Annotated in this window: 25 protein-coding genes; 14 read left to right on the top strand and 11 right to left on the bottom strand. The window is 46.9% G+C overall.

Annotated features, from left to right (window positions below; all coding sequences use genetic code 11):
- Positions 1-15: 15 nt before the first annotated feature.
- From M0413_RS08860 to mutM, 4 genes are all read left to right on the top strand, one after another.
- The gene (locus tag M0413_RS08860) at positions 16-1,815 is read left to right on the top strand and encodes a bifunctional molybdopterin-guanine dinucleotide biosynthesis adaptor protein MobB/molybdopterin molybdotransferase MoeA (protein WP_249553843.1); all 1,800 of its coding nucleotides are present in this window, start codon (positions 16-18) and stop codon (positions 1,813-1,815) included.
- 16 nt (positions 1,816-1,831) lie between these two features.
- The gene (moaA, locus tag M0413_RS08855) at positions 1,832-2,815 is read left to right on the top strand and encodes a GTP 3',8-cyclase MoaA (protein WP_099457200.1); all 984 of its coding nucleotides are present in this window, start codon (positions 1,832-1,834) and stop codon (positions 2,813-2,815) included.
- 81 nt (positions 2,816-2,896) lie between these two features.
- On the top strand, positions 2,897-3,352 hold the full coding sequence (locus M0413_RS08850) for a hypothetical protein (RefSeq protein ID WP_249553841.1): 456 nt from the start codon (positions 2,897-2,899) through the stop codon (positions 3,350-3,352).
- Between the two features lie 24 nt (positions 3,353-3,376).
- Positions 3,377-4,192, top strand: a complete 816-nt coding sequence (mutM, locus tag M0413_RS08845) for a bifunctional DNA-formamidopyrimidine glycosylase/DNA-(apurinic or apyrimidinic site) lyase (RefSeq protein ID WP_249553839.1) — start codon at positions 3,377-3,379, stop codon at positions 4,190-4,192.
- Between the two features lie 61 nt (positions 4,193-4,253).
- On the opposite strand, the gene M0413_RS08840 is transcribed toward mutM, so the two are convergent.
- Genes M0413_RS08840 through M0413_RS08830 form a run of 3 tightly spaced genes read right to left on the bottom strand, consistent with a single transcriptional unit; the run spans position 4,254 to position 7,384 of the window.
- Positions 4,254-5,978 (bottom strand): ArnT family glycosyltransferase, encoded by a 1,725-nt coding sequence (locus M0413_RS08840; RefSeq protein WP_249553837.1) that lies wholly within the window; start codon positions 5,976-5,978, stop codon positions 4,254-4,256.
- 13 nt (positions 5,979-5,991) lie between these two features.
- Positions 5,992-6,651 carry a TVP38/TMEM64 family protein gene (locus tag M0413_RS08835; RefSeq protein ID WP_249553835.1) on the bottom strand — a complete coding sequence of 220 codons (660 nt, stop codon included), beginning with the start codon at positions 6,649-6,651 and terminating at the stop codon, positions 5,992-5,994.
- A 1-nt stretch (position 6,652) separates the two neighbouring features.
- Entirely contained in the window at positions 6,653-7,384 is a 732-nt protein-coding gene (locus tag M0413_RS08830) for a glycosyltransferase family 2 protein (RefSeq protein WP_011624605.1), read from the bottom strand.
- A gap of 232 nt (positions 7,385-7,616) precedes the next feature.
- Here M0413_RS08830 and M0413_RS08825 point away from each other — a divergent pair, with 232 nt between their 5' ends.
- Both M0413_RS08825 and M0413_RS08820 read left to right on the top strand, forming a co-directional pair.
- Positions 7,617-8,780: a nucleotide sugar dehydrogenase gene (locus M0413_RS08825; protein ID WP_249553833.1), complete on the top strand. Its 1,164-nt coding sequence runs from the start codon at positions 7,617-7,619 to the stop codon at positions 8,778-8,780.
- Positions 8,781-8,803: 23 nt separating this feature from the next.
- Complete coding sequence (locus M0413_RS08820) at positions 8,804-9,811, top strand: NAD-dependent epimerase (protein WP_069453920.1); 1,008 nt, start codon at positions 8,804-8,806, stop codon at positions 9,809-9,811.
- A 58-nt stretch (positions 9,812-9,869) separates the two neighbouring features.
- Here the strand turns inward: M0413_RS08820 and M0413_RS08815 are convergent, their stop codons facing one another.
- From M0413_RS08815 to M0413_RS08805, 3 genes are all read right to left on the bottom strand, one after another.
- Positions 9,870-11,342, bottom strand: a complete 1,473-nt coding sequence (locus M0413_RS08815) for a capsule assembly Wzi family protein (protein ID WP_249553831.1) — start codon at positions 11,340-11,342, stop codon at positions 9,870-9,872.
- Between the two features lie 66 nt (positions 11,343-11,408).
- Positions 11,409-11,900, bottom strand: a complete 492-nt coding sequence (gene coaD / locus M0413_RS08810) for a pantetheine-phosphate adenylyltransferase (protein ID WP_011718800.1) — start codon at positions 11,898-11,900, stop codon at positions 11,409-11,411.
- Between the two features lie 33 nt (positions 11,901-11,933).
- A complete protein-coding gene (locus M0413_RS08805) occupies positions 11,934-12,137 on the bottom strand; it encodes a hypothetical protein (protein WP_144375925.1) in 204 nt (67 codons plus the stop codon).
- Positions 12,138-12,175: 38 nt separating this feature from the next.
- Here M0413_RS08805 and M0413_RS08800 point away from each other — a divergent pair, with 38 nt between their 5' ends.
- The 4 genes from M0413_RS08800 to M0413_RS08785 are packed head-to-tail and all read left to right on the top strand — an operon-like array spanning position 12,176 to position 15,939.
- Positions 12,176-13,246 carry a glycosyltransferase gene (locus M0413_RS08800; RefSeq protein WP_218737749.1) on the top strand — a complete coding sequence of 357 codons (1,071 nt, stop codon included), beginning with the start codon at positions 12,176-12,178 and terminating at the stop codon, positions 13,244-13,246.
- 31 nt (positions 13,247-13,277) lie between these two features.
- On the top strand, positions 13,278-13,658 hold the full coding sequence (locus M0413_RS08795; RefSeq protein WP_037424029.1) for an HAD hydrolase family protein: 381 nt from the start codon (positions 13,278-13,280) through the stop codon (positions 13,656-13,658).
- Positions 13,649-15,214, top strand: a complete 1,566-nt coding sequence (locus M0413_RS08790) for a capsular biosynthesis protein (RefSeq protein WP_218737748.1) — start codon at positions 13,649-13,651, stop codon at positions 15,212-15,214. Before M0413_RS08795 ends, M0413_RS08790 begins: the two co-directional genes overlap by 10 nt.
- Entirely contained in the window at positions 15,211-15,939 is a 729-nt protein-coding gene (locus tag M0413_RS08785) for a glycosyltransferase family 2 protein (protein ID WP_218737747.1), read from the top strand. The genes M0413_RS08790 and M0413_RS08785 overlap by 4 nt, the downstream gene beginning before the upstream one ends.
- Positions 15,940-15,978: 39 nt before the next feature.
- Here the strand turns inward: M0413_RS08785 and M0413_RS08780 are convergent, their stop codons facing one another.
- From M0413_RS08780 to M0413_RS08765, 4 genes are read right to left on the bottom strand one after another with little or no spacing between them, the layout of a single operon-like run.
- Positions 15,979-16,875: a WavE lipopolysaccharide synthesis family protein gene (locus M0413_RS08780; RefSeq protein ID WP_218737746.1), complete on the bottom strand. Its 897-nt coding sequence runs from the start codon at positions 16,873-16,875 to the stop codon at positions 15,979-15,981.
- A gap of 42 nt (positions 16,876-16,917) precedes the next feature.
- A complete protein-coding gene (locus tag M0413_RS08775) occupies positions 16,918-17,994 on the bottom strand; it encodes a CDP-glycerol glycerophosphotransferase family protein (protein WP_218737745.1) in 1,077 nt (358 codons plus the stop codon).
- 19 nt (positions 17,995-18,013) lie between these two features.
- Positions 18,014-19,099 carry a glycosyltransferase gene (locus M0413_RS08770; protein WP_172589772.1) on the bottom strand — a complete coding sequence of 362 codons (1,086 nt, stop codon included), beginning with the start codon at positions 19,097-19,099 and terminating at the stop codon, positions 18,014-18,016.
- Between the two features lie 52 nt (positions 19,100-19,151).
- Positions 19,152-20,195 (bottom strand): glycosyltransferase family 9 protein, encoded by a 1,044-nt coding sequence (locus M0413_RS08765; RefSeq protein WP_249553829.1) that lies wholly within the window; start codon positions 20,193-20,195, stop codon positions 19,152-19,154.
- Between the two features lie 88 nt (positions 20,196-20,283).
- Between M0413_RS08765 and M0413_RS08760 the strand changes: the two genes are divergently transcribed.
- Entirely contained in the window at positions 20,284-21,036 is a 753-nt protein-coding gene (locus M0413_RS08760) for a 3-deoxy-D-manno-octulosonic acid kinase (protein WP_249553827.1), read from the top strand.
- A gap of 13 nt (positions 21,037-21,049) precedes the next feature.
- Here M0413_RS08760 and waaA read toward each other — a convergent pair whose 3' ends face one another.
- Complete coding sequence (waaA, locus tag M0413_RS08755; protein ID WP_249553825.1) at positions 21,050-22,324, bottom strand: lipid IV(A) 3-deoxy-D-manno-octulosonic acid transferase; 1,275 nt, start codon at positions 22,322-22,324, stop codon at positions 21,050-21,052.
- 245 nt (positions 22,325-22,569) lie between these two features.
- Between waaA and M0413_RS08750 the strand changes: the two genes are divergently transcribed.
- The 3 genes from M0413_RS08750 (at position 22,570) to tdh (ending at position 25,707) form a co-directional block, all read left to right on the top strand.
- Positions 22,570-23,217: a TetR/AcrR family transcriptional regulator gene (locus M0413_RS08750; RefSeq protein WP_037424052.1), complete on the top strand. Its 648-nt coding sequence runs from the start codon at positions 22,570-22,572 to the stop codon at positions 23,215-23,217.
- Between the two features lie 259 nt (positions 23,218-23,476).
- Positions 23,477-24,670 (top strand): glycine C-acetyltransferase, encoded by a 1,194-nt coding sequence (locus M0413_RS08745; protein WP_037429852.1) that lies wholly within the window; start codon positions 23,477-23,479, stop codon positions 24,668-24,670.
- Positions 24,671-24,681: 11 nt separating this feature from the next.
- Positions 24,682-25,707, top strand: coding sequence for an L-threonine 3-dehydrogenase (gene tdh, locus M0413_RS08740; protein ID WP_086902510.1), 1,026 nt, complete (start codon positions 24,682-24,684; stop codon positions 25,705-25,707).
- The last annotated feature ends 19 nt before the right edge of the window (positions 25,708-25,726 follow it).

Below are 25,726 nucleotides of genomic sequence, written 5' to 3'. Positions count from 1 at the left end.
AGATTAGAGGTGCAAATGAGTACTCCCTTCGTCAATCCGCTATCTATTCCCGTTCTCGGATTTTGTGCCTATAGCGGCACGGGGAAAACCACCCTACTCAAGCAATTGATCCCCGAATTAAATCAGCGCGGCCTGCGTCTGGCAGTGATCAAACATGCTCACCACAATTTCGATGTCGATATTCCAGGTAAAGACAGCTACGAGATGCGAAAAGCTGGCGCACGGCAAATGTTAGTCGCCTCCCATGTGCGTTGGGCGCTGATGACCGAAGATGCCCGCGATGGCGACCCAGAACTTGTCCACCTGCTAAAGCAAATTGAAGCCGACAAGGTTGATATTGTCTTAGTCGAAGGCTTTAAAAAACTCACATTACCAAAAATCGAGCTGCACCGCGCCGCCCACGGCAAGCCGTTTATTTATACTCAAGACGACAATATTCTCGCCATCGCCTGCTGTGATGACACCGAACTGCCGAGCGAGCTCAGAAGACTCGATCTCAACAATGTTGGCCAAATTGCTGACTTTGTTATGGAATATGCCAATAGTTGGCAAGCCCCTAACCCCGCATTACCGATCGCGACTGTCGATGCCTGCACCTTGGGCAGCGATAAAAACCTGAGCGTGAGCCAAGGGTTAGCGCAAATTTTATCCCATGTCACGCCCGTCACTGAGGTGGAAGACATAGGCTTAGACGACTTAGATAACCGCGTGCTTGCCCGCGACAGCATTTCACCCGTGGATGTGCCGCAGCAAACTAATTCCGCGATGGATGGCTACGCCTTTGCCTATCAAGAACCCATGCCTGAGAGTTTCAGCTTAGTCGGTGAAGTCCTCGCCGGACATCAATATTCGGGCACACTCAAGGCGGGTGAAACCGTGCGCATTATGACCGGCGCGCCCGTACCCGCTGGCGCCGACACCGTTCAACCTCGAGAACTGGCCAACGAAACCAATGCCAAGGTCAGTTTCGATGGCCGCATTCAACAGGGCCAACACGTTCGCCTTGCGGGTGAAGACATTGGCCAAGGCCAAGTCGCACTCACACAGGCCACGCGCCTAAGCGCCGCCGAGCAAGGCTTATTAGCCTCCCTAGGCCTTAACCGTGTAACGGTTTATCGCCGTCCAACAGTAGCCGTGTTTTCAACCGGGGATGAAGTCAGCCAACCCGGCGAAGCACTGAATCCAAACTGTATTTATGACTCGAACCGTTACACCATCAAGGCGATGGCAAAACGTTTAGGTTGTGACGTCATTGACTTAGGCATTATCGAAGACTCCGAAAGCGCTCTCGAAGCCACCTTAACCAAAGCCGCGGCGCAGGCCGATGTGGTGATTAGCTCTGGCGGGGTTTCCGTTGGCGATGCCGACTACATCAAGGCCGTGCTGGCACGCCTTGGCAATATCGACTTCTGGCGGATCAATATGCGCCCTGGTCGCCCACTCGCCTTTGGTAAGGTCGGCGATAGCCTATTCTTCGGCTTGCCCGGCAATCCGGTGGCGGTGATGGTGTCGTTCCTGCAATTTGTGCAACCTGCACTGCGTAAACTCGCTGGTGAAACTCACTGGCAGGCGCCATTATTCCCAGCGATTACCGATGAAACCCTGCGTAGCCGCACTGGCCGCACTGAGTTTATCCGCGGAATTTATCGCCTCGGTCATGATGGCCGGCTGCACGTGACCAGCACAGGTAACCAAGGTTCGGGCATGCTCAGCTCTATGGTCAAAGGTAATTGCCTTATCATCATTGGAGATGATGCTGAGGTGGTGAATGCGGGTGAAACCGTGTTTATTCAACCTTTTGCCGATCTTCTATAAGAGCCACTGAGTCCCTATGAGCCAACTTGTAGATGCCTTTGGCCGTCAGGTCGAATATTTACGACTCTCAGTGACAGATCGCTGCGACTTCCGTTGTGTCTACTGCATGACCGAAGATCCCTGCTTCTTGCCCAAGGACCATGTACTGCACCTCGAAGAGTTGGCTTGGATTGCCCAAGCCTTTACTGAACTGGGGGTGACCAAAATTCGCCTCACCGGCGGCGAGCCGCTAGTGCGTAGCGATTGCGATCAACTGGTGCACTTACTTGGCAAGCTCCCAGGGCTCAAAGATTTATCGATGACCACCAACGGTTCTAGGCTCAGTAAGTTTGCCAAACCTATGTTTGATGCGGGTCTTAAGCGTTTAAATATCAGCTTAGATACCCTTAACCCCGAACTATTTACCCAACTGACACGCAACGGCAAATTAGCACGCGTTATCGAAGGCATTGATGCGGCCATTGCCGCAGGTTTTACGCGCATAAAAATCAATGCCGTGATCCTCAAACAGCAAAACGATCATGAAGTCATCGATCTGGTTAACTTTTGCCGCGACCGCAAGCTCGATATCGCCTTTATTGAAGAAATGCCGCTGGGTGAAATGGATGAACGCAAACGCATGCGCCATTGCAGCAGTGATGAAGTTAAGGCCATGATTAGCGAGCATTATCCACTACAACTCTCCAATAAACGCACAGGCGGACCCGCGCGTTACTACAAGATGGTCGATAGTCCAATTCACATCGGCTTTATCTCACCCCATAGCCACAACTTTTGCCACGAATGTAATCGGGTGCGCGTGACCGTAGAGGGGCAGCTATTGCTCTGTCTGGGTAATGAGCACTCCGTTGATTTAAAAAGCATTATAAGAGAGTTCCCCGGCGATATTGAACGACTAAAAACCGCCATTCTCCAAGGCATTAAGCGCAAACCTCAGCAGCATGTATTCGATAATAACGAAGTACAAATTCTGCGTTTTATGAACGCCACCGGCGGTTAACCTCCTCACCTCAGGGCTAGCATCTCAATTTTGCCGTGATACACTCATGGCATTAGTCCTATTTTTTGTGTCCCTTTTCCTATGGCGCTCACTCGTAAACAGTGGAATAACATCATTATTCTTGCCTGCGTGTTTATCATTGGCGTGCTCACGTTTATGGATAAGAAAACCCAAAATGTGCCCAGTGATGCGCAACGGCTATTTGATGATAATGCCCCGCTGGCTCAGTTGCAGTTGGATGGTATTTGGCTGCACAAACAAACTTCAAGCTGGGAATGCGATCCACAAGTACTCAACTGTGAGCAATGGGCAAAGGCTTGGCAAGGCTTAAGGGTCTCGCCCTGGAATGACGCGCCACAACCCACTGGCAAACCTCAGGAGCTGGTGATCCAAATTACTGATATTCGTCAATCACAGCGCTGGATTTATTTCCCCGATGAAGGCGTCCTTAAATCTCCCGCGAGCAACTGGTACTTAGTGCCACCGAGCTTAAGGACGGGTTTACAGCCAATCCTCGATGCGAAACCTGCACGTTAATCTATTGAATAAAAGAAGCCAATCATGCCGGAATTACCAGAAGTCGAAGTCACCCGTCAGGGGATAACCCCTTACTTAGTCGATCAAACCGTGGTTGACCTCGTTGTGCGGAACGCCTCACTGCGTTGGCCCGTTCCCGAACTTGCCAAACAGATCATCGGCCAAACCATACGTCAAGTGCGCCGCCGCGCTAAATATCTGTTAATCGATACCGATGCAGGCACCAGCATAGTGCATTTGGGGATGTCGGGCAGCCTAAGGATCCTGCCCCACGACACGCCAGTGGAGAAGCATGACCATATCGATCTCGTTCTCGCCAATGGCCGCATTCTACGCTTTAACGACCCAAGACGCTTCGGCGCTTGGTTATGGTGCCAGTTGCCAGAGGAAGCCCATCCGCTGCTGGAAAAACTCGGGCCAGAACCTCTGACCGATGTCTTTAACGTCAATCAGTTAGCTGCCGCACTGGCGGGCAAGAAAAAGGCCATCAAACTCTGCCTGATGGATAATCATATTGTGGTGGGTGTGGGAAATATTTACGCCAACGAAGCACTGTTTGCCGCAGGGATACACCCCGAGGCGGAGGCAGGCAAGATAGATATTGAACGCTTAACGGTACTGGTTGCTGAAGTGAAACAAATCCTCGCACACGCCATCAAGCAGGGCGGCACCACGCTTAAGGACTTCACCAATGCCGAGGGTAAACCCGGCTATTTCGCCCAAAAGCTGCATGTTTACGGCCGCGGCGGCGAAACCTGCACTCAGTGCGGCAATCTACTCAGCGAAATCCGCCTTGGTCAACGCAGCACAGTGTTTTGCAGCATCTGCCAGACGCGTTAACCTCACCGATAAAAATGCCTGCTATTGCAGGCATTTTTAGCTTCTTCGATATGGTGTTTGATTACTCTTTTAACCAACGGCCAGGATGATCGGTAAAGTAACGATACTCACGCTCTGGCGCTTGGCACTGAGGCTTAAGTTCCGCAGCGGATAACAAAATCCATTCGTCACGGTGGGCAATCCCCATGCTCTTACCGCCTTTAATATCGAAGCAACTCAGCTCAGCACCGCTAGGCACTAACACATAACGCTGTTTGTTCTCCTGCATCCATTGCCACGCGTTACGCTCCTGCTCTTCTACTGGCGCGAGATAACTAAAATGCGTCACACTCATGGGCGAGAACAGAATAAATTGCTCTTTAAAGTTTACTAACCCAAGCTCGGCATCCTCACCTATCACTTCGGCGGTATGTAGCATCAGGCTTCTGGGGGTGCGCATTTCATCAAGCATAGCGTAACCCCAAGTGCTCACCAGCACCCAGCCCAAGGCTGAAACTAACCCCACTTTCACCAGTGCAAACTGACGACGCGCCAGCCACAGCAAGGCACACCAAAGCACCCCGAGCAAAATAAATAAGTAACCAATGCCAGTGAGATCATCGGTATAATCCGCCAGCGCTTTGACAAGTGCAGGGTGATGGATAAATGCCAGCACGCCGGCCACTAACACGAGTGCGCCCAAGAACCACAGCACACCAGTGACCAGTTTTTCAAACCAAGCTTTGGGTGAAACACCCGTTAATACCGCTGACGCCGCGAGGGCCAGCATAGGTAATGCGGGCAGAATATACACGTTGCGCTTGCCCGGGCTGATACTGAAAAACAGCACCACGAGCCCGACCCAAATCAGCAGAATCGCGATGGTGGGATCGGCTTTTACCTTTTGCACCCACTGTTTCCAATAGGCGACCAACAGCAACGAAATCGGGAACCACATCCAAGGGATCACACTCAGCACGAAGAAGTACCATGGCTTGATATGGTGCCAAGCATTGACGTAACGCTCGCCCGTTTGCTTAAACAAAATGTTATTTTGATAGGCCACCATCTCGGACGTGCCATGGGCTTGAACCGTCATCACCATTGGCACTAACCAACAGGCAATCACGGCCAGCATGGCCAAAGGCCCCGCCAGGCAAAGCCAAGTTAAGCGGCCCTCGAAACGGGTCTTATCTTTGAAGGCGTAAATCCCAATTGGAATGAGCAACAACAAGGGCAAGAAACCAACCCCCTTAGTGATCACCCCAAGTCCCATAAATGCCCAGCCAATAAAATACCAATGCCACTTAGGCCCAAGCATAAAATGTCTGATTAATCCGTAACATCCCACGGTTATCCAACACATCACCATGGCATCTATCTGGGCATTTTTCGCCTGCATCAAAAACTGCGGCACGATGAGGAGCAATAGTGCAGCGTTGCGGCCAACCCGCACATTCCACAATCTGGCACCCAAATCATAGACAAGGAATACCGTCAGCAAGCCACAGAGGGCATTGGGGAGTAAAAAGGAGAGTTTTAACGACCCCGTGAGTTGATAAAACAGGGCAATCGCCCACATAAACACTGGCGGCTTATCGGGATAATATTCCCCGCCTCGGGTAGGGAATAGCCATTGACCCGAGGCCACCATCTCCCGCGCGACCTCAACAAACCGCGGCTCGTCGGCTGGCCAAGGGGAACGAAAACCAATGCCAACCAGCAAGATCAGCAAACTCATCAACAGCAGCGGCCAGAGTACTTGGTAATAATCTTCGCTATTGAAACGACGATTCAATGCATCCATTCCTAATCCCTATTTAGTGTTCCAATTCATCCACCTGCTTACGCAGGCTAGAACGGTAAAGGTAAGCGCCGATAAGACTCGAGATAATAAACAGCCCGATACTGATCCCCAGTTGGTTATGATCAGATAAGCCAATGCCCGCGCCCGCAAAACTGAAAATCAGCATCTGCGGCAAATAACCCAGCACGCTGCCAAACATAAATCCCCCCGCGGGGATATGTGTCGCCCCCGCAAACAGATTCGTCAGCAGATTACTACCCACGGGTAACAGGCGGATCATTAAGACTTTTAACCAAGTCCGCTGAATGATCAGCGCCTCAAACTTTTGCAAACGATTGCCAAAACGTCGTTGCAGACTGCTTCGAATGGTTAATCTCGCGGTATAAAACGCCAGCACACAACCCAGCAATGCCGCTAAGGTGGAAAATAAGCCACCATAAACGCCACCGAGGGCAAAACCAAATACAAAGGCGATCACCTGCCTCGGCCCACCGACAGCGGTAAACAAGGCGCCAACCATCAGCAATACCGCCAGCGCATAGACCCCTTGAGCGGCAATAAAGTGTGCCACCCAATTGCTATCGGTTACATGCTCGAATAACCCTTGCTGGGCCGCAAACATTAACACCAGCAAAATAAAGACGATAAAAATCGCCTTATAGAGTCGCTTCATCTTAATCGTGCCAGCTGGTTTCGCTACGGGCGACCTTAGCGATTTTCGCCCTGCGACCGAGCCACATGACGCCCATGATGTCGACAATTCCGACCCAGACCCGATTCCAAGCAGTATATTTAGACACGCCTACTTGGCGATCCCTATGATTAACCACAGAAATAAACACCTCGCCCCCCATGCGGCGCACCAGTGCCGGGATATATCTGTGCATATGGTCGAAGTAAGGCATGCGCAGGAAGGTTTCGCGGGGGAAGAGTTTTAAGCCACATCCGGTATCAGGCACGCCATCGTGTAACAGTGCATCACGCACTTTATTCGCAAACCGGGACTGGAATCGCTTCCACGCCGTGTCTTTACGGTTTTTGCGATAACCGGCAATACAAAAATGTTCGGCATGAATTTGCGGCAATTGGGCCAGCATGGCGGGAATATCCGCAGGGTCGTTTTGTCCATCGGCATCTAAGGTGACGATGTATTTACCGCGGGCGTGTAAAACGCCAGTGGAGATAGCGGTACTTTGGCCCGTACTGCGCTCGTGACGAATGGCTTTGGCATCGCATTGCATCACCTCTGCGGTATGCATAACTTCACCAAAGGTGTCATCCTGACTACCGTCGTCGACAACAAGAATTTCAAACTCAGTCAACCCTTGCAGGGCTTGGCATATCTCTTTCATTAATGGGCCAATATTGCCCACTTCATCTTTGGCGGGGATCACGACTGAAATCACGTTAAGGCTCCAAGCTTAATAACCATAAGTACGGTAACATAGGATTGTGGCAAAAAAAATCTGCATAGATAGGATGTTATAAATTAAACGGAACGCGAGCCCAGCATTGTATACGGGTGAAAATCGAGAAAAGAGCACTTAATTTGGAACTGTGAATTTCATCGAAATGACATATTCTAATGCCGCAGAAAATGCTAGTTTGGGAAACAAAATGCCAAACTGTATAAAACCTATGAACATAGTTGTAGTTGGAATGGGCTATGTTGGCCTATCGAACGCGGTTTTACTCGCCCAGCAAAACCATGTAGTAGCGATTGATTTGATGCCCGAGCGCATCGCGTTAGTTAATGCGCGTAAACCAACGGTCGCCGATAGTCTGATTGAAGAATACCTGCAGCATAAAGCCTTAAATCTCAGTGCCACGTGCGACAAAAACGTCGTTAAAGAAGCCGATTTTGTCATCATAGCCACTCCTACGGATTACGACCCACAAACCAACTACTTTAATACTCAGTCGGTCGAACGGGTGGCGAAGGAAGTGCTCGCCCTGAATCCTGACACCACCATTGTCATCAAATCGACTGTGCCAGTGGGTTTTACCGAAGGGCTGAGAAGTAAACTCAACAGTGACAATATCTTATTTTCACCCGAGTTTTTGCGCGAAGGTAAGGCGCTTTACGATAACCTGCACCCCTCGCGGATCATAGTGGGTGAACGTTCCGAGCGCGCCCAAGCCTTTGCCGATCTGCTTGCTCGCGCCGCCATTAAGCAAGATATTCCGATTTTACTCACAGACAGCACTGAGGCCGAGGCGATTAAGTTGTTTGCCAACACCTTTTTAGCCATGCGCGTCGCCTACTTTAATGAGTTGGACACCTATGCGGAGAGCCGAGGGCTCAACACCCGCCAGATTATCGAAGGCGTATGTTTAGATCCGCGCATCGGCGATTACTATAACAATCCTTCCTTCGGTTATGGCGGTTACTGTCTGCCCAAGGACACTAAGCAATTGCTGGCCAACTATAACGATGTGCCTAACAATCTCATCAGCGCCATTGTCGATTCCAACACGACCCGCAAAGATTTTATCGCCAACGCGATTATCAGTAAGCAACCGAAGCGAGTGGGGATCTATCGCTTAATCATGAAATCCGACTCAGACAACTTCCGCGCCTCGGCGGTACAAGGAGTGATGAAACGCATAAAGGCCAAGGGCATCGAAGTCGTGGTCTATGAGCCCGTACTCAAGGAAGGCGAGTTTTTTAACTCGAAAGTGATCCGCGATTTACATGAATTTAAAGCCATGTGCGATGTAATTATTTCTAACCGTATGGCCAATGAACTCGAAGATGTCGCCGCTAAGGTGTACACCCGGGATCTGTTTCATCACGACTAAGCGTCCAAATATAAAGGTTTACTATGAAATACTTAGTCACAGGCGCCGCCGGATTTATCGGCGCTAAAGTCAGTGAGCGCCTCTGCGCACAGGGCCATGAAGTTGTCGGTATCGATAACCTCAATGACTATTATGATGTTGGGCTAAAGCTAGCCCGACTGGCACCGCTCGAGGCCTTAAGCAATTTCCGTTTTATCAAACTGGACTTAGCCGACAGAGACGGCATAGCGGCATTGTTTGCAGAACAAGGTTTTCAACGGGTTATCCATCTCGCCGCGCAGGCAGGGGTGCGCTACTCCCTCGATAACCCCCTCGCCTATGCCGATAGCAATTTAGTTGGGCATCTCACCATTTTAGAGGGCTGTCGCCACCATAAGATTGAGCATCTAGTGTATGCCTCTTCATCCTCTGTGTATGGCTTGAATCAAAAGATGCCATTTTCGACCGAGGACAGCGTCGATCATCCAATATCCCTGTACGCGGCGACCAAGAAAGCCAACGAGTTAATGTCGCACACTTACTCGCATCTTTATCAGTTACCCACTACAGGCTTGCGCTTTTTTACCGTGTATGGACCCTGGGGACGACCCGATATGGCCTTGTTTAAATTCACAAAAACCATTCTCGCGGGCGACACTATCGATGTGTATAACCATGGCGATCTCAGCCGTGATTTCACCTATATCGACGATATCGTTGAGGGCATCATCAGGATACAAGACAAACCTCCTCGCCCCACACCCGACTGGCGTGTAGAAACTGGTACACCTGCTAATAGCAGCGCACCCTATCGCGTATTCAACATAGGCAATGGCAGCCCTGTGCAATTGCTGGATTTTATTACCGCACTCGAAAGTGCACTCGGTATTGAGGCTAACAAACAATTCTTACCCATGCAGCCAGGTGATGTGCATTCCACTTGGGCCGATACCGAAGACCTATTTAAGGCGGTGGGTTATAAACCCCAAGTGGATATCAATACTGGAGTGGGCAGATTTGTCGAGTGGTACCGCGCGTTTTATGCGAAGTAAGCTCTTTGAGAAAACCAAAAGGCCTGCTGATTTGCAGGCCTTTTTATTGGATTAGCGCTTAAAAACGGTATTCAAAACTGCTGAAGAAAGTCGCATTAGTATCGTTTTCTTGTACATCAAATTCCGATCTCGATACTGTACCGCCCAGACTCCACATGCCCTTCCACACCGGCATACGGTAAGAAAGTTCCAGCATCAGCAAGTCTTCCTTCGGTGGCTGTGGCGCCCATGTGGTCGCCACGTTGGTGCCGTCTTTATTCAACTTGGCATAACGCAGTAGCGAGGTAAAACCACGGCTGTTATGGAACTGACCAACCAAACCAAACACAAAGACTTGGGCATCGCTATCATAGGTCGAGCCTAAAGCTCTGCCGTAGTAACGCGCTCCACTGAGGTAAACAGGATCTTCATAGAAGCAGTTAGGTTTGCCATCACACTCGACAAAGGTATCCGAGTATTCCATGAATAGCTTGAATTGCTTACCCGATGTACCGAAATGGGTATCTATCCCCCAAAGTGAGCCGCAATCGCTGCCGTTTTCACAGCTATGCTCAAGGTACAAACCAACGGGGATATCCTGCCAAGTGTCGGCATAACGTAAATCGATGCTCTGGGTTCTATGGCCCGCGTCACGGCGTTGATCGGCTAGGCAAGAATCCGAACCATCGATACAAACAGCACTGCCCGCCACCGAATCCCACCAGGAATCGAAGTCGCAATTCTGCCCTTCGCCACAAAAGAGTGTTGACCAAGACAGACCAACCTCTAGTTGTTTAATCGGTTTGGCGGTAAAGCGCATATCCCATTCAGCTGTTTTTGGCACAGCGCGCTCTTTTTCAGCCATGCTAAAGCCAGTCTTGAAGGTCCAAGGACCAATCCAAGATAACCATGGCGTTTCGAAGGCGGCGGCATTATTACGGCTGAGCGACAGTGACTGCATTGGGCGCGCATTGTTAGAACGATGCAATGCCGAATCAAATCCCGGCCCCCACCATTGCTCAACCGTACCTAAGGTGGCAATCCAGTTCCCCATGATCACCGCAAAATAAGACTCATCGAGGCGGAAGTTCTTGTTATCTTGCGGATCATACGTCTCGGCAACTGTGGTTTTATAGGCCACACGTGAGCCTAAATATTCGTAGGAGGCTTTAACCTCGCCCTTTTCACGGTAGTCGGAGCCATAATGCTGGAAGCGAGCGGGATCGGTCGCACCCGAGAGTTTAACCCTCGCATTGCCGCGATTATCGACGGCATTTTGATAGTAAAAGTTCACGCGAGCAAAGGCTTGCACTAATCGGGGAGACAATAGCTCGGGTTCGACTTTCGCTAAGTCGCCACCAATTCCCGACCACATCAAGGGAAAGGTATTCACAGGCACACGGATCACGCCCGCATCGGCTAGTGCTTGAATATCGGCTCTTAAATAAATATCCGAGGCATCCACCCAAGGGGCGGCAGCAACGGAAGCAGAAAACAGTAAACCAGATGCAACGCTAGCAGCGAGGATAGTGGGGGTCAAAAAAGCCTTCATAACATCCTTTTCATTATCATCGCGAGGCCTGATGCCTCAAAGGTTTTATAGAAATACTCAGCCTTATCAGGCTTTTGCGAGGTTAAGCTTGGCGGTCAACGCGCTTGCTACCTCAGGGTGAACAAACTGGCTCACATCACCGCCATGCAGCGCGACTTCCTTCACTAAGGTGGAAGAAATAAAGGAATTTTCTTCGGCCGGTGTTAAAAACACGCTCTCAAGATCTGGGCTTAATCTACGATTCATATTGGCCAATTGGAACTCATACTCAAAGTCAGACACTGCGCGCAAACCACGCACCAGCACGCTCGCACGCTGTTCCTTGGCAAAATCCACCAGCAGGCCCGAAAAACCAACCACTTCGACATTATCCAAATGCGCAGTGACACGATTCACCAGCTCAACGCGCTCCTCAAGGGTAAACCTTGGCTGCTTAGATGGATTGGCCGCAATGCCAATAATCACATGCTTAAACAACTTAGCCGCACGCTCAATCAAATCGGCATGACCATTGGTAATGGGATCAAACGTCCCAGGATAAATCGCTCTTGTATGCACTTTGCTGGCTCGACTCAGATAAATACCTAAAAATCATTGCCGCCAGTCTACTCGTTTTAGCCACTTGAGTGAATCTTCCAGATAAAAACCACCAAAAATCCCATTAAAAATTGAAATACTGGCAAGAATTCCTCGGATTAAGCCCATGTAAAGGCATGAACTGATATAATGCCGACTCGCAATATATTGGATTAAGTAGGCAATGGTTTTCATCCAACCTAGGAGGATTAAAACCATACTGCAACCGATTAAGTCCACGTAATCAGAGCACTTATATGAAAAAAATCGCCATTTTTTGCCATAACTTTTTCTCGAATGGCACGGTCAAAATTGCCTTATCCCAGGCCGAAGTGCTGCAGGAAGCCGGGCAAGATGTTCACCTCTTTGTGTTCCATAAAGAGGGAGATTTTATGCCGCCAGAAAATGTGACGATTCATTACCTGTATGACGCCGGCCAAAAGCCAAGCCTACAGGAACAAAGACAACGCCTGAAGGCCAAGGTGGCCGAAGCGGAACAATCGGGTAAGTTCTCGCTATTTTTAAGTAACTCGACCGACTGCGATGTTGTTGTTTCCGGCTGCGATTTCGATCCCTGCTATTACTTTTGCCACTGCGCCCTTAAGCAAGAGCTATTGATGGAATTAAAGCGCGGTCCAGTGCATTTCTGGCGCCGCTGGAAAAAAGCCAAGGCACTGATAGGCAAAAAAATCATCACGGTTTCCAATGGCATCGCTGATGAGCTCAGAGCCACTTCCTGGCTCAAACCACAAAGCGTTCAGACCATCTATAACCCCTTTAGATTGGAGGAGATCCGCAAGAAGACTCAAGAAGAAATTGCCGAGATCCCAAGCGAGCCTTATATGATCCATGTCGGCCGCGTGACACGGCAAAAGCGCCACGATATTTTGTTTAAGGCACTTAGGGATATGCCAACAGCCCCTAAACTTGTCCTGCTGTGCAACCGCCCCAAAAAGGCGCGCAAACTGGCCAAGAAATACGGTGTCGAACACAGAATCATCACTCCAGGGTTTCAACACAATCCCTACGCCTGGATTGCCAAGGCCGAGTTGATGTTACTCAGCTCAGATTTTGAAGGCTTACCGACCGTTGTAATTGAGTCTTTAGCCTGTGGAACGCCTGTCGTCAGTACGGATTGCCCCCACGGGCCCAATGAAATTCTCACAGGCCATTTAGCACAATATCTCGTCCCCGTTCGCCAACCCGCGCTGCTGGCACAAAAGGCACTAGAGTGCTTAGCCTCACCACCTGCTTTAGACAATCTAGAAATATTAAAGGCAGTAGATAGCCAATATATTGCCGCTCAATATATTAATTTAGTAATTTAAATTATTCTCAATGAGAGTACTTGGAGTTAATGTGAAAAAATTAATTGTCGATTTGGACGGAACTATTACACTAGCGAATACTACTGACTATGAAAAAGTTTTACCTAACACAGCGTTAATTGAGAAACTTAAAGAATATAAAACCTCTGGATTTAGCATTGTAATTGCAACAGCAAGAAATATGCGAACATACGATGGAAACATCGGAAAAATCAACATACATACTTTACCAAAAATAATAAAGTGGCTAGATAAACATGAAGTTCCTTATGATGAAATTATAGTAGGAAAGCCCTGGTGTGGTAATGATGGATTTTATATTGATGATAAAGCTATTCGCCCATCTGAGTTTTTAAGCATGGATTTAAGTGAAATAAAAAGTCTACTAAACAAGGAAAATATATGTTTTTAATTATGTCTGGTGCATATGTTACCGAAGATCTTAAAGCTGAATTCGGAACAATACCACCAGCCTTTCTACCTTTAGGTAACAGACGGCTATTTCAGCATCAAATACAAAAAATTCCTAAGGGAAAGAGTATTTACCTTTCCTTACCAGACTCTTATAAAATTCCTGAAGTGGACAATACGTGGCTAGCCGCCCATAACATTAACATTATTCGTACACCAGTAAACCTTTCTATCGGCGAAGCTATTGTCACCAGTTTAAACATTGCAGAAGAAATGTCTTCAAATTCACTTAGCATTCTCTTTGGAGATACATTACTGGAGAGTTATCCAACAGAATGCGATATTATAGCAACAGCTAATACACTAGATAACTATACATGGTCCACTTTCTCAACAAAAAACGAAATTAGCAGGAAAGAAAACAAACAAATTATATGTGGTTATTTTAACTTCACCCATCCAAAAAAACTAATAAAATGTATCACAATTGAGCGCTGGGACTTTATTAATGGAGTAAATCGTTACAATAATGAAAATGGATTATCAAATTTTAAAGTTAAAAAGTGGTATGATTTTGGTCATATAAACACATATTACCACTCAAAAACAGCATTTACGACACAAAGAGCTTTCAATGATCTGAAAATAAACCAAACACAGATTACAAAATCTAGCAAAAATAATAATAAAATTCTTGCCGAAGCAAACTGGTTTGAATCAATACCACCAATGCTCAGAGTTTATACCCCACAATATTTGGGTTGCACTGAAGATAAACTAGGAAATTATAGCTACTCTTTAGAATATCTTCACAACATTTCCTTGAATGAATTATTTGTATTCACTGAGATTCCAACTAGCATTTGGGATAACATTTTCACTCATTGCATAAAATTCATTGACTATTGTAAAGAAGTAAAAAATGTTAAAAATGAAAAATTTTTCAATGAATTACTAACCGTAAAAACAAAAGATAGATTAAATGATTATCTCTTGAGTGAAAAAATAAAAATTGACGAAAAGTGGACATTTAACAAAAACATCAAGTGTAGCATTTTAGATATTTTAGATCTAAGCAAACAATATCTTCCAGCAGAAAGTAAGCACGCAACATTAATGCATGGAGATTTTTGCTTTAGCAATATTTTGTATGATTTCAGAGCTGACAAGATAAAAGTCATAGATCCAAGAGGAATTACACATCAAGGACAAATCAGCATTTATGGTGATATTTTATATGATATAGCTAAGCTAAGTCACTCCGTATTAGGAATGTATGATTGGATTATTGCTGGTTACCATCAAACAAGTGTTGACTACGCTAAAAGAGAATTATCAATAATCTTACCAAACGATAACAAAATCGATAAAATAAAGTCGTCGTTTTTAAATAAGGTTTGCAAACATTACAATCTAACACCGTTAAATATATATGCCATGCAAATTCAACTTTTCATATCCATGTTAACATTACACTCTGATGATAAATATAGGCAATCAGGGCTATTTGCTAATGCTTTCAGAATTTACAGTATTATGAAGGAGCTTATAAAATGATTGTAATCCCAATGGCAGGACTAAGTAGTCGATTTTTTAAAGAAGGATATGAGCAACCAAAATATATGTTACTAGCCCATGGATTATCTCTGTTTGAGCACTCAGTTAAAAGCTTTGAAAAATATTTCAAAAGCGAAGAGTTTATTTTTATAGTTCGAGATAGCTATGAGACTCCTAATTTTGTAAGAAAAAAATCAGAGATCCTAGGCATAAAAAACTTCAAAATAATAGTTCTTCATGAAAATACAAAGGGACAGGCTGAGACAGTTTTTCTCGGCTTAAAAGAGATTAACAAAACAGAAGAACCAATCACTATTTTCAATATAGACACATTTAGACCAGGATTTATATACCCGGAATTGGAAGCGCTCGGAGATGGCTACTTAGAAGTATTTCAGGGCGAAGGAGATAACTGGTCATTTGTGAGAGCAATTTCCAATGAAACAACGTTGATTGACTTAACTACTGAGAAAAAACCTATATCCAAATTATGCTGCACTGGGTTGTATTATTTTAAAAGCAGTAAAGATTACATAGATGCATATAATGATTACATACGTCTCCCTATAGAAAAATGGGAAAAGGGAGAACTATATGTAGCACCGCTGTATAACTATCTCATAAGAAAAAATAAAAAAATACATTATAATTTAATATCTAGAGAGGATGTCATATTTTGCGGAGTCCCTTCGGAATATAAAGACTTTCTATCAGTAAATGATTAAAAATCTTAGCCTACAATGCATAAAACATGCATTGTAGGTTTAATTTATTTTTTTTAACTTATTCCAAAAATCTCTTAGTCCAGACTTTTTCAAAATAAATTTATTTATAAAATATAGATTATATACTAATCTCCCAAATATATTTCCATTGATAAAGTATGCCTGATCTCTATAAGGTCGTTTAAATCTACGAGGTATATCTAAGCCTAGCTTTTTAAATGGCAAAAAATTAAAATCTTCTTGAATTCTTGACTTTGCCAACAAACACTCCTCAAGACTAACATTTCGTTCAGAATTTATTTCAATATTTGAAAAATAGTTCTTATAAAAACGTCGCCCCAACATTTGTTCGACAGTCCTATAGTCATCATAATGAAGATAATTTTTGTCTGTATCACCAAAAAGCTCACCTTTCCAATACTTTATAACATCTTCAGAATATCCTATAAATATAAAGTCACTTAAGTGATAATCAACATAACTCCTTCCACCAAATTTAAAGTACTCTGTGCGACTGTATATATCCAATATGGTCAAACGTCCTTTAAATCTACTGGCTTTAACCAATAAAGAAGGGAGAATATCTATCAAGTTATTATTGATAAATTTAAAATCAGATCTAACTTTACAACAATAAATAGATTCGACTAACTCCAATCCGGCTACAACACCATGTATTTGTCTATTCACATTCTCAAATTTTGGAATTGAGTTGATACATCCGGCCTGATTAGGGCCTACGTCATCAGGACAAACTATAAGATCTATCAAAGATAATACTTCAAGAGGGATCACGACGTTATCTGACCTTGAATATATTATTTTGGAATCAGGAAAATATTTTCGTAAAGTTCTAAAGCATTCATCAGAAGAAATATGATTTCTATCTGTATGCGGAAAGTAAGGTCCTTGCACAACAAAAGTAAGTTCTTTCATTTTTATCTCAAAATAAATTTAAACTAATCATAAATCAAAATTTTACCAAAACTTCCAATAGCCCAACTTGCGGCGCATTTTAAAGTGTCGCAGTAGGTTCAATGGCTTAGGTTTAAGCCAAGCGGTTCCCTTATCAATCAAGGCATCGGTCGCCGCGAGTACACGCTGGCTAGACTGACCATCTCCCGTGGGGTGAATTTGATTACAATAATCATGGATATGCGCCATCAAATCATCGGGGCGGCTGAGCGCTCTAGTGAGTGCAGGTTCAATCTCTTCGACTCGGTTAATATCGATTAAATGCGCCTTCGGTGACTGATTTTTAAAGGTCACTACAGGCTTACGCTGCATTAAAAACATCAATAAAATCGAGGATGTATCGCAGAGCATCACATCTCCCGCCTGCAAAAGTGGGATCACGTTGTCGGTTTCTACAAACTGGAGATTCTCATTTTCGAGAGTCTTGTATTGCTCAACAATGCTAGGTTTCATCTTAGGATGGAATTGTACCAACCAGCGCCACTGACTCTTTTGCGACAGGGCTTTAATCTGCTCAAATACCTCAGGCGCACAGGTCAGACTGGGGGAGAATGTTGAGCAAAACAGCACTACGGGCCGAGGATCGTCGGGCTTAATGTAAGGATTATCTTTATTTTCAATAAATAAAGGATCGAGCGCTGGCCAGCCCGTTTCGGCTACGGTAAAGGTGCCGAATTTTTTCTCTAGCTCAAGGAAAGGTAGCGTCGTCGCCGGCCCTTGGGTGCAATACAGGTCAAAGCAATCTCGGATTTCGAAGTGATCTTCTCGCCCCTTATGATTCATTTTGCCCGCGTTAAAACCGTGGAACACCCCTACTTTTACCCCAGGGATAAAACTTGGCACTACGTTACCCGGCACGAACACGGCATCGGGTTTCCATGCCTTAACGGCATCGATATCGAGTAAGCGTTTTTCATCCGCTTTAAGGAATTTGGGGTCTACCTCACGGCCTTCGAGGAACCAACACGCCTCATCGCCACGCGCCAGAATCACTTGCTGCAGCGGCCTTAGCATCGCATAGGAATAGTTCTGTGCGATGTAGAACAAATAACGTCTTTTGTTTGATTTGCGCGCTTCCACCGCTTTCTCCTCGGGTAAATTATTTCGCTAACGCGAGATATTGTTCGGCAATTGCAGTCGCATCCACCTTAGCTAAAATCTCAACATGTTCGAGGGATGGCGGCTGCGCGACCACGGCGTCAATCATCTTCGCCAAGGCCGCAGGATTACGACGGGGCACAAGATAGGGAGCCAAATTTCCGGTCAAAATCTCATTCGGTCCGTGTGGGCAATCGGTACTCACCACTGGTGTGCCACAGGCTAAGGATTCGATTAATACCGTCGGCAATCCTTCGAAATCGGAACTCAGCACCAGTGCTTTCGCACGTTTGATCCAAGGAAAAGGATTACTCTGGAATCCAGGAATGATTAAGCGCTTCTCGATGCCGAATTTCTTCGCTGCTTTAATTGCCTTCTTATGGTTATGGCATAACAACACTACGGGTAGCTGATTTTGGGTCTGTTTAAGAGCCTCAAACAACACATCGTGGCGCTTCTGCTTAGCAAAACGTCCTACGTGGATCAGATAGTCACCCTGAGGAATTTGCGGATTATCTTGCTGTGACTGAGCAACAATCTCATTAAATTCAAATGGATTGTAGATGGTTCGCATTGATGCTGGGTGCAAACGCCCCTTGGCTTGAATCTCTTTAGCGATGCCATTGGATACAGTGATCAAATGCTGGCCATTGAGCGCTTTTTTCGCCCGCAGTTTCTTGAAGTAGGCGAAGGGGCCTAACTTAAACTGACGACTCAATTCTTCTTCAACTGATGAGTGCACAATCACATAGAGTGGTGTCACCCCGGTTTTGGTCATCATCAAGTTGGTTTTATCAAGATTGGATAAAAACAGATCGAACTTACCGACTCGGGACTCAATCTCGGCAATCTTTGCCCGTAATTTATCGACCGATGCCCCTAGGTGCCCGAAGTGGTCATAATCTTTATCTTTGTCGGCAAAACATTGATGAACAGGTAAATTGTCTGGGGTTTCGTAATAACGATTATCTTCCATGACCAAAAAATGCGGCTCATGCCCTAGGCTAATAAACTGCTTTGCCAAGGTAATCATGACCTTCTCGGCTCCACCACCCGCTAAACTGTCGATGGCTATGGCTATCCGCATGATTTTTCTCCTAAACGATAATCTAAAACTCAGGGTGACAAGCTAACAGTGGTTAACTGTGTGTCTGCTGAATAACCTGATCAAATTTCTCTATCACAGCGTCAACACTAATTAGCGCCATAAGGTGCTCACCCTTGGCTCGGGTGCCCCATTTCACCTCACTGCTTTGCTGTGAGGCGATGGCCTCTTGATAGGCGCTCACCACATATTGCTGCGATAAATAAGGCCCGGTGCGCCCTGGGTTGGAATGGGCATATAAACCTATGACTGGCGTCCCTTGAGTGACCGCCATATGTGCAGGGCCAGTATCGGGCGCGAGCACAAGGCTGGCGCGTTTCAGTAGAGCCAGCAATTGGGTCAAACTGGTTTTGCCGACCAAGTTATCGAGTTTGGCAGAGCACGCATTGGCAATATCGTCGGCCAATGTCTTTTCAAGTGCTGTTGGGCCACCGCAGAGAATAACTCGATACCCCTTATTCACCGCATGTTGCGCCACGGCGGCATAACGCTCGGGCAGCCAATTACGCTCGGCTTTACTGGCGGCCGCGCAAATGACCAATACCTTCTCATCATCGGCAATATGGCGTTGGGCAAATTCAGTGTCCGCTTGAGGAACAGGAATATTCCAACTCGGGGTAATATCGCTAACACCAATCGCCTTGGCGAACCCCATAAAGCCATCGAGCACATGGGGCTGAGCTAAAGGTTCAACTCTATGATTGGTGACTAGCCATTGACCTTCTTTGGCGCGGGCACGGTCGAATCCGACCCGAACCTTTGCCGAAATAGCGAGGGATGCCAAGGTTGCACGCAGCGCCACTTGCATATGCAGCAGCACATCAAAACGGCGGCCTTTCAAAGCCTTATGCAGATAAAAATAGCTACGCCAGCCTTGGGATTTATCGAAAATCACAAACTCAATGCCGGGCAAGTGTTTCAGCAACTGATATTCAAGTTTACCTATCACCCAAGTGATTTTGAGCTGGGGATATTGGCGCTGAATGGCCTGCACCATCGCCACGGCATGACAGACGTCACCGATAGCCGATAGCCTCAACAGGCAGAGAGAATTCATGGTGTTAATATCTAAACTCAAGCGAATAGCCCTTAAGGTTATTTGGCGCAAGCTGAGGATCTTAATGTAGAATGGCCGCAGGTGCCACGCTTAAGTCAACAAATCTCCCATGAACGCACAAATCAAAATCATAAATACTGCCAATGGCTATATGGCACTTTGCCAAGATACGCCAGAGGACATCACGCCGGCTTGGTTCTCGGTCGATTTTTGGCGCGAAAAAGCCGCAGTTGTGGGTTCATCCAAGGGCCGCTATACCACTTGGTTTGTAGCATTTGAGCACAGTCATTGGGTACTGCGGCATTACTGGCGCGGCGGCCTGATGGAGAAATTCAGTAAGGATGCTTACTTCTATACCGGGCTTGAAAACACTCGCGCCATGGGTGAATTAAGGCTGCTTGACCTGCTTTACCGTGAGCAATTTGCGGTGCCTAAACCTATTGCCGCCAATGTTGTGCGTGATGGCTTATTTTACCGTGCCGACATTATTATTGAGCGGGTCGATGGCGCCGAAGACTTGGTCGCTAAGTTAACCAAAGGCACTATGAGCCAAGCCCAATGGCAAGCTCTTGGCGCGACCATTGCCCAGTTTCATCGCCGCGGCGTTTACCATGCCGACTTAAACGCAAAGAACATTTTGTGGCAACCACAGCAAGCGGATAGCGTACAAGAATGTTTCTATCTGATTGATTTTGATAGGGGTGAAATCAAAACGCCCAATGTCCAATGGCAGAAGGCGAATCTTGATAGGCTGCTACGCTCCTTCAATAAAGAACAAGGTAAACAGCCAACACTTGCCTTTACACCCGCTAACTGGGCTGCATTGCTCGAGGGTTATCATTCAATTATCCCAAAAGCCTAATACCTCAGTGGCACTAGGCTGTTTGGTGCATGAGTAACGATTCGGCGAGAGCAAACTGACGCTGTAAAGCACCACGATTAGCCTCTACCACGGCAAGGCCTGCTTCAGCGGCTTGTTGGCGTAAAATCGGCTGCTCAAAATACTGGATCAAATTATCACCTAACTCTTGCCCTGAACTCACAATCCGCAAGCCTCCCGCATCTGCCAACATTTGGGTAATTTGGGCAAAATCCCAATGATTTGGCCCTACCATTACTGGCACGCCCATGGCAGCGGGTTCGAGGGGATTATGGCCGCCATTTTCAATCAAAGTACCTCCCACAAAGGCTTGATCGGCCGCGCCATAAAAGGTTAATAGTTCACCCATGGTATCGCCCACCAGCACCTGCGTCGTGGCAGTAATCGCTTGAGCATCACTGCGGCGCACATATTCAAAACCTTGGCTAGCGGCAACCTCCGCCACCGCCGCAAACTGCTCTGGGTGACGCGGCGCAATGATCAGCAGCGCCTCCGGCCACTTAGCGAGCAACCGTTTATGGGCACTTAACATGGCATCAAACTCACCGGGGTGGACACTGCCTGCTACCCACACGGGCGCCGTCTCACGCCCCCAAGTTTGTCGTAGCGCTCGTGCTAAGGTTAAGCGCTCGGGCGTAATACTCAAATCAAACTTCAAACTGCCACAAACAGTCACTCTGTCAGCAGGCACTCCAAGGTCGATAAATCGCTGCGCTTCAACTTGGGTCTGCACCGCAATCACATCTAAGCGTTGCAACATGGGACGACTTAATTGCGAACGCTTGGCATACTGCGCAGCCGATTTAGCCGACAACCTAGCATTAGCGAGCATCAAGCGCACGCCGCGCTTAGCCGCGAGTGCCAGCAGATTCGGCCACAACTCAGTTTCCATTATGATGCACCATTTAGGGGACAACTGGCGCAGAAAACGGCTCACACACCAAGGCAAATCGAAGGGCAAATAGCAGTGCTGCACTTGATCACCAAAGGCTTTGCGTACCTCGGCAGAGCCAGTGGGACTGGTGGTAGTAACCGTAATGCTTAGCTCAGGGTGCATTTGCATAATCAAACGGATCAAGGGAATAGCCGCGAGCGTTTCTCCCATCGACACCGAATGGATCAGTAAATCCGTCGGTTTAAGTTGGGCTAATCCGAAGCGTTCGTCCCAACGGCCACGATAGTCTGGACTTTTAATGGCTCTAAAAGCCAAATAGACAATGAGTAGAGGGGATAAAAGATAAAGCAACACACTGTAAAAAAATCGATTCATAAAATCGTGCTGATGAGATTTTGCCTGTTGGATAACGGCAATGTTAGCATAATATACCCAAGCGACCTCAAGATACGAGTTCAAGCCTCTCGAAGTTGTTTGCGTATACCAATCCTATTGAATTTTTGTGCGTTGGGGCTTAATCAATAGGGTTTTAAATTAGGGATAATTTACCAGCAGTGTAGCGGTCGTTGGTTAGCCTTCTTTAGTCAATTTGCAGCGTTCACTAGCCACTTGGAAAACATATGAAAACCCGCGACAAAATTATTTACGCCAGCCTTGAGCTGTTCAATGAGCATGGCGAACGAAATATCACCACCAATCATATTGCCGCTCACCTAAATATGAGTCCCGGGAATCTTTATTACCACTTCCGTAATAAGGAAGATATTATTCAGTCGATCTTCAGTCTCTACGAGGCGCACCTTGAATCGGGGTTTCAGCCCTATGAGGGCGAGCAAGTCAACGTAGAACAGCTGATCGGCTATTTTGATGCGATGTTTTACACCCTGTGGCAATTCCGTTTTATGTACGCCAATTTGGCCGATATCCTCGCCCGCGATGAAGAATTAAAAAGCCGCTATTTGCACGCCCAGCAGCAAGTATTAACCCGTTCAAGTCACGTGCTAGGTAAACTCAAGCAGGATGGTTTTTTAAATATTGATAACGATAAAATCACCCCACTTGCCGACACCATCAAGATGATTGTGAGTTTTTGGATTGGTTATCAGCTTACCCAGTCGAGCACGTCCACCATCACTAAAGGCATTTTGTACGAAGGAGTATTGCGGGTTTTGATGATTTTTAAGGCCTACGCCACGCCAACCTCCCAAGCGACCTTCTGCCGTTTAGAGCAGCACTACCACGAGTTAGCGACCCAAGATTCGCTTTAATCGTCCGACGCCGTCGCATTTAGCGCTAAACTCAACAGGTTGAACGTGCTAAATGCGGGCTCAATTCATGCCGTTGGCGGTGATGCGACATACATGCCGACCATGTTGCACATTAGTTTTTATAATGTAACAACCCCTTTAGCCCTAAACTAATTTATCTAGCTAACCTGCATGAAAAAAAGGCTGTAGGCCGATAGGGTTTAGCGTTAGAATGCCGCAACTCCCAGAATCAGAATAAAGTTAACTAAGGAGATATCAGGTGGCCTCTACCTCATTCTACGCACAGATTAATCAACAGCTTGCGGATATCAAAGCCGAAGGTTTATATAAAAGCGAGCGTGTTATTGCCTCACCGCAACAGACAGCCATTCAAGTAAATAACCAAGAAGTTGTTAACTTTTGTGCCAACAACTATCTAGGCCTAGCCAATCATCCTGAACTCATCAAAGCCGCACAGCAAGGCTTAGACAGTCATGGCTTTGGTATGGCGTCGGTCCGTTTTATTTGTGGAACCCAAGACATCCACAAGCAACTCGAAGCCAGCTTGAGTGAGTTCCTCGGCATGGAAGACACGATTCTGTACTCTTCTTGCTTCGACGCCAACGCGGGCCTATTCGAAACCCTGTTAGATGCCGAAGATGCGATTATTTCCGACGCCTTAAACCATGCCTCTATTATCGATGGCGTGCGTTTATGTAAGGCCAAACGTTTCCGTTATGCTAACAACGATATGGCGGATTTAGAAACGCAACTGATCGCCGCAAAAGCAGCTGGCGCGCGCAATATTTTGATCGCCACCGACGGCGTATTCTCAATGGACGGCGTCATCGCCAACCTGCAAGGCGTGTGTGATTTAGCCGATAAATACGGTGCATTAGTGATGGTTGACGATTCCCATGCCGTAGGCTTTGTTGGCCTCAACGGCCGAGGTTCGCACGAACACTGCGGCGTAATGGGTCGCGTCGATATTATCACTGGCACCTTAGGCAAAGCCTTAGGCGGTGCATCGGGCGGTTTCACTTCAGGTAAAAAAGAAGTCATCGACTGGTTACGTCAACGCTCTCGCCCTTACCTATTCTCTAACTCATTGGCGCCTTCGATTGTAACTGCCTCTATCCATGTATTAGAGATGCTCAAATCGGGCCAAGCACTGCGTGAAGCGGTATGGGAAAACAGCCGTTACTTCCGCGAGAAAATGTCAGCGGCAGGCTTTACCTTAGGTGGTGCCGACCACGCAATTATCCCAGTGATGATTGGCGATGCCAAATTGGCGAGCGATTTTGCTAACCGCTTATTAGCAGAACATATTTACGTTATCGGCTTCTCATTCCCAGTCGTGCCAAAGGGACAAGCCCGTATCCGTACTCAAATGTCGGCGGCCCACACCCGTGAGCAACTCGACAAAGCGATTGAAGCCTTTACCCGTATCGCTAAAGAAATGGCGATTATTTAGGACCCTACAAAATGAAAGCACTAAGCAAGTTAAAAGCCGAAAAAGGCATTTGGTTAGTCGATGCGCCTAAGCCTGAAATGGGCCATAACGATCTGCTGATCAAGATTAAAAAGACCGCCATTTGTGGCACCGACATGCACATCTACAACTGGGACGAATGGTCACAAAAAACCATTCCTGTACCTATGGTGGTAGGTCACGAATATGTGGGTGAAGTGGTTGATATCGGACAAGAAGTTCGTGGCTTTAACATTGGTGACCGCGTTTCTGGCGAAGGCCATATCACCTGCGGCCACTGCCGTAACTGCCGCGCAGGTCGTACCCATTTATGCCGTAACACCTCAGGTGTGGGTGTAAACCGCGAAGGTTCATTTGCCGAATATTTGGTTATCCCGGCCTTTAACGCCTTCAAAATCCCCGATGATATCAGCGACGATTTAGCGTCTATCTTCGACCCGTTCGGTAACGCAGTGCACACTGCGCTGTCTTTCGACTTAGTGGGCGAAGACGTGTTAATCACTGGCGCGGGCCCTATCGGTATTATGGCTGCGGCCGTATGTCGCCACGTTGGTGCTCGCCATGTAGTTATCACCGACGTTAACGAATACCGCTTAGAGCTAGCTCGTAAAATGGGTGCTACCCGCGCTGTTAACGTGGCTCAGGAAAGTCTGAAAGACGTGATGAAAGAACTCGGCATGACCGAAGGATTTGACGTCGGTCTAGAAATGTCTGGCGTACCTTCTGCCTTCCACGCCATGTTAGATACCATGAACCACGGCGGCAAAATCGCGATGCTCGGTATTCCGGGTGGTGAAATGGCGATTGATTGGAGCAAAGTGATCTTCAAGGGTCTGGTCATCAAAGGCATTTACGGCCGTGAAATGTTCGAAACTTGGTACAAGATGGCAAGCTTGATCCAATCTGGCTTAGATATTTCGCCGATTATCACGCACCACTACAAGATTGATGATTTCCAAAAAGGCTTCGACGCTATGGGCTCAGGCCAATCCGGTAAAGTCATCCTCAGCTGGGATTAATTCTCTTAGCTATGCCAAT

Source organism: Shewanella sp. 8A (genome assembly GCF_023475945.1).
In the GTDB taxonomy this organism is placed as follows: Bacteria; Pseudomonadota; Gammaproteobacteria; order Enterobacterales; family Shewanellaceae; genus Shewanella; species Shewanella xiamenensis.
Note: the sequence above shows the minus strand (reverse complement) of the source record. Positions and strands in the feature narration are given on the sequence as shown.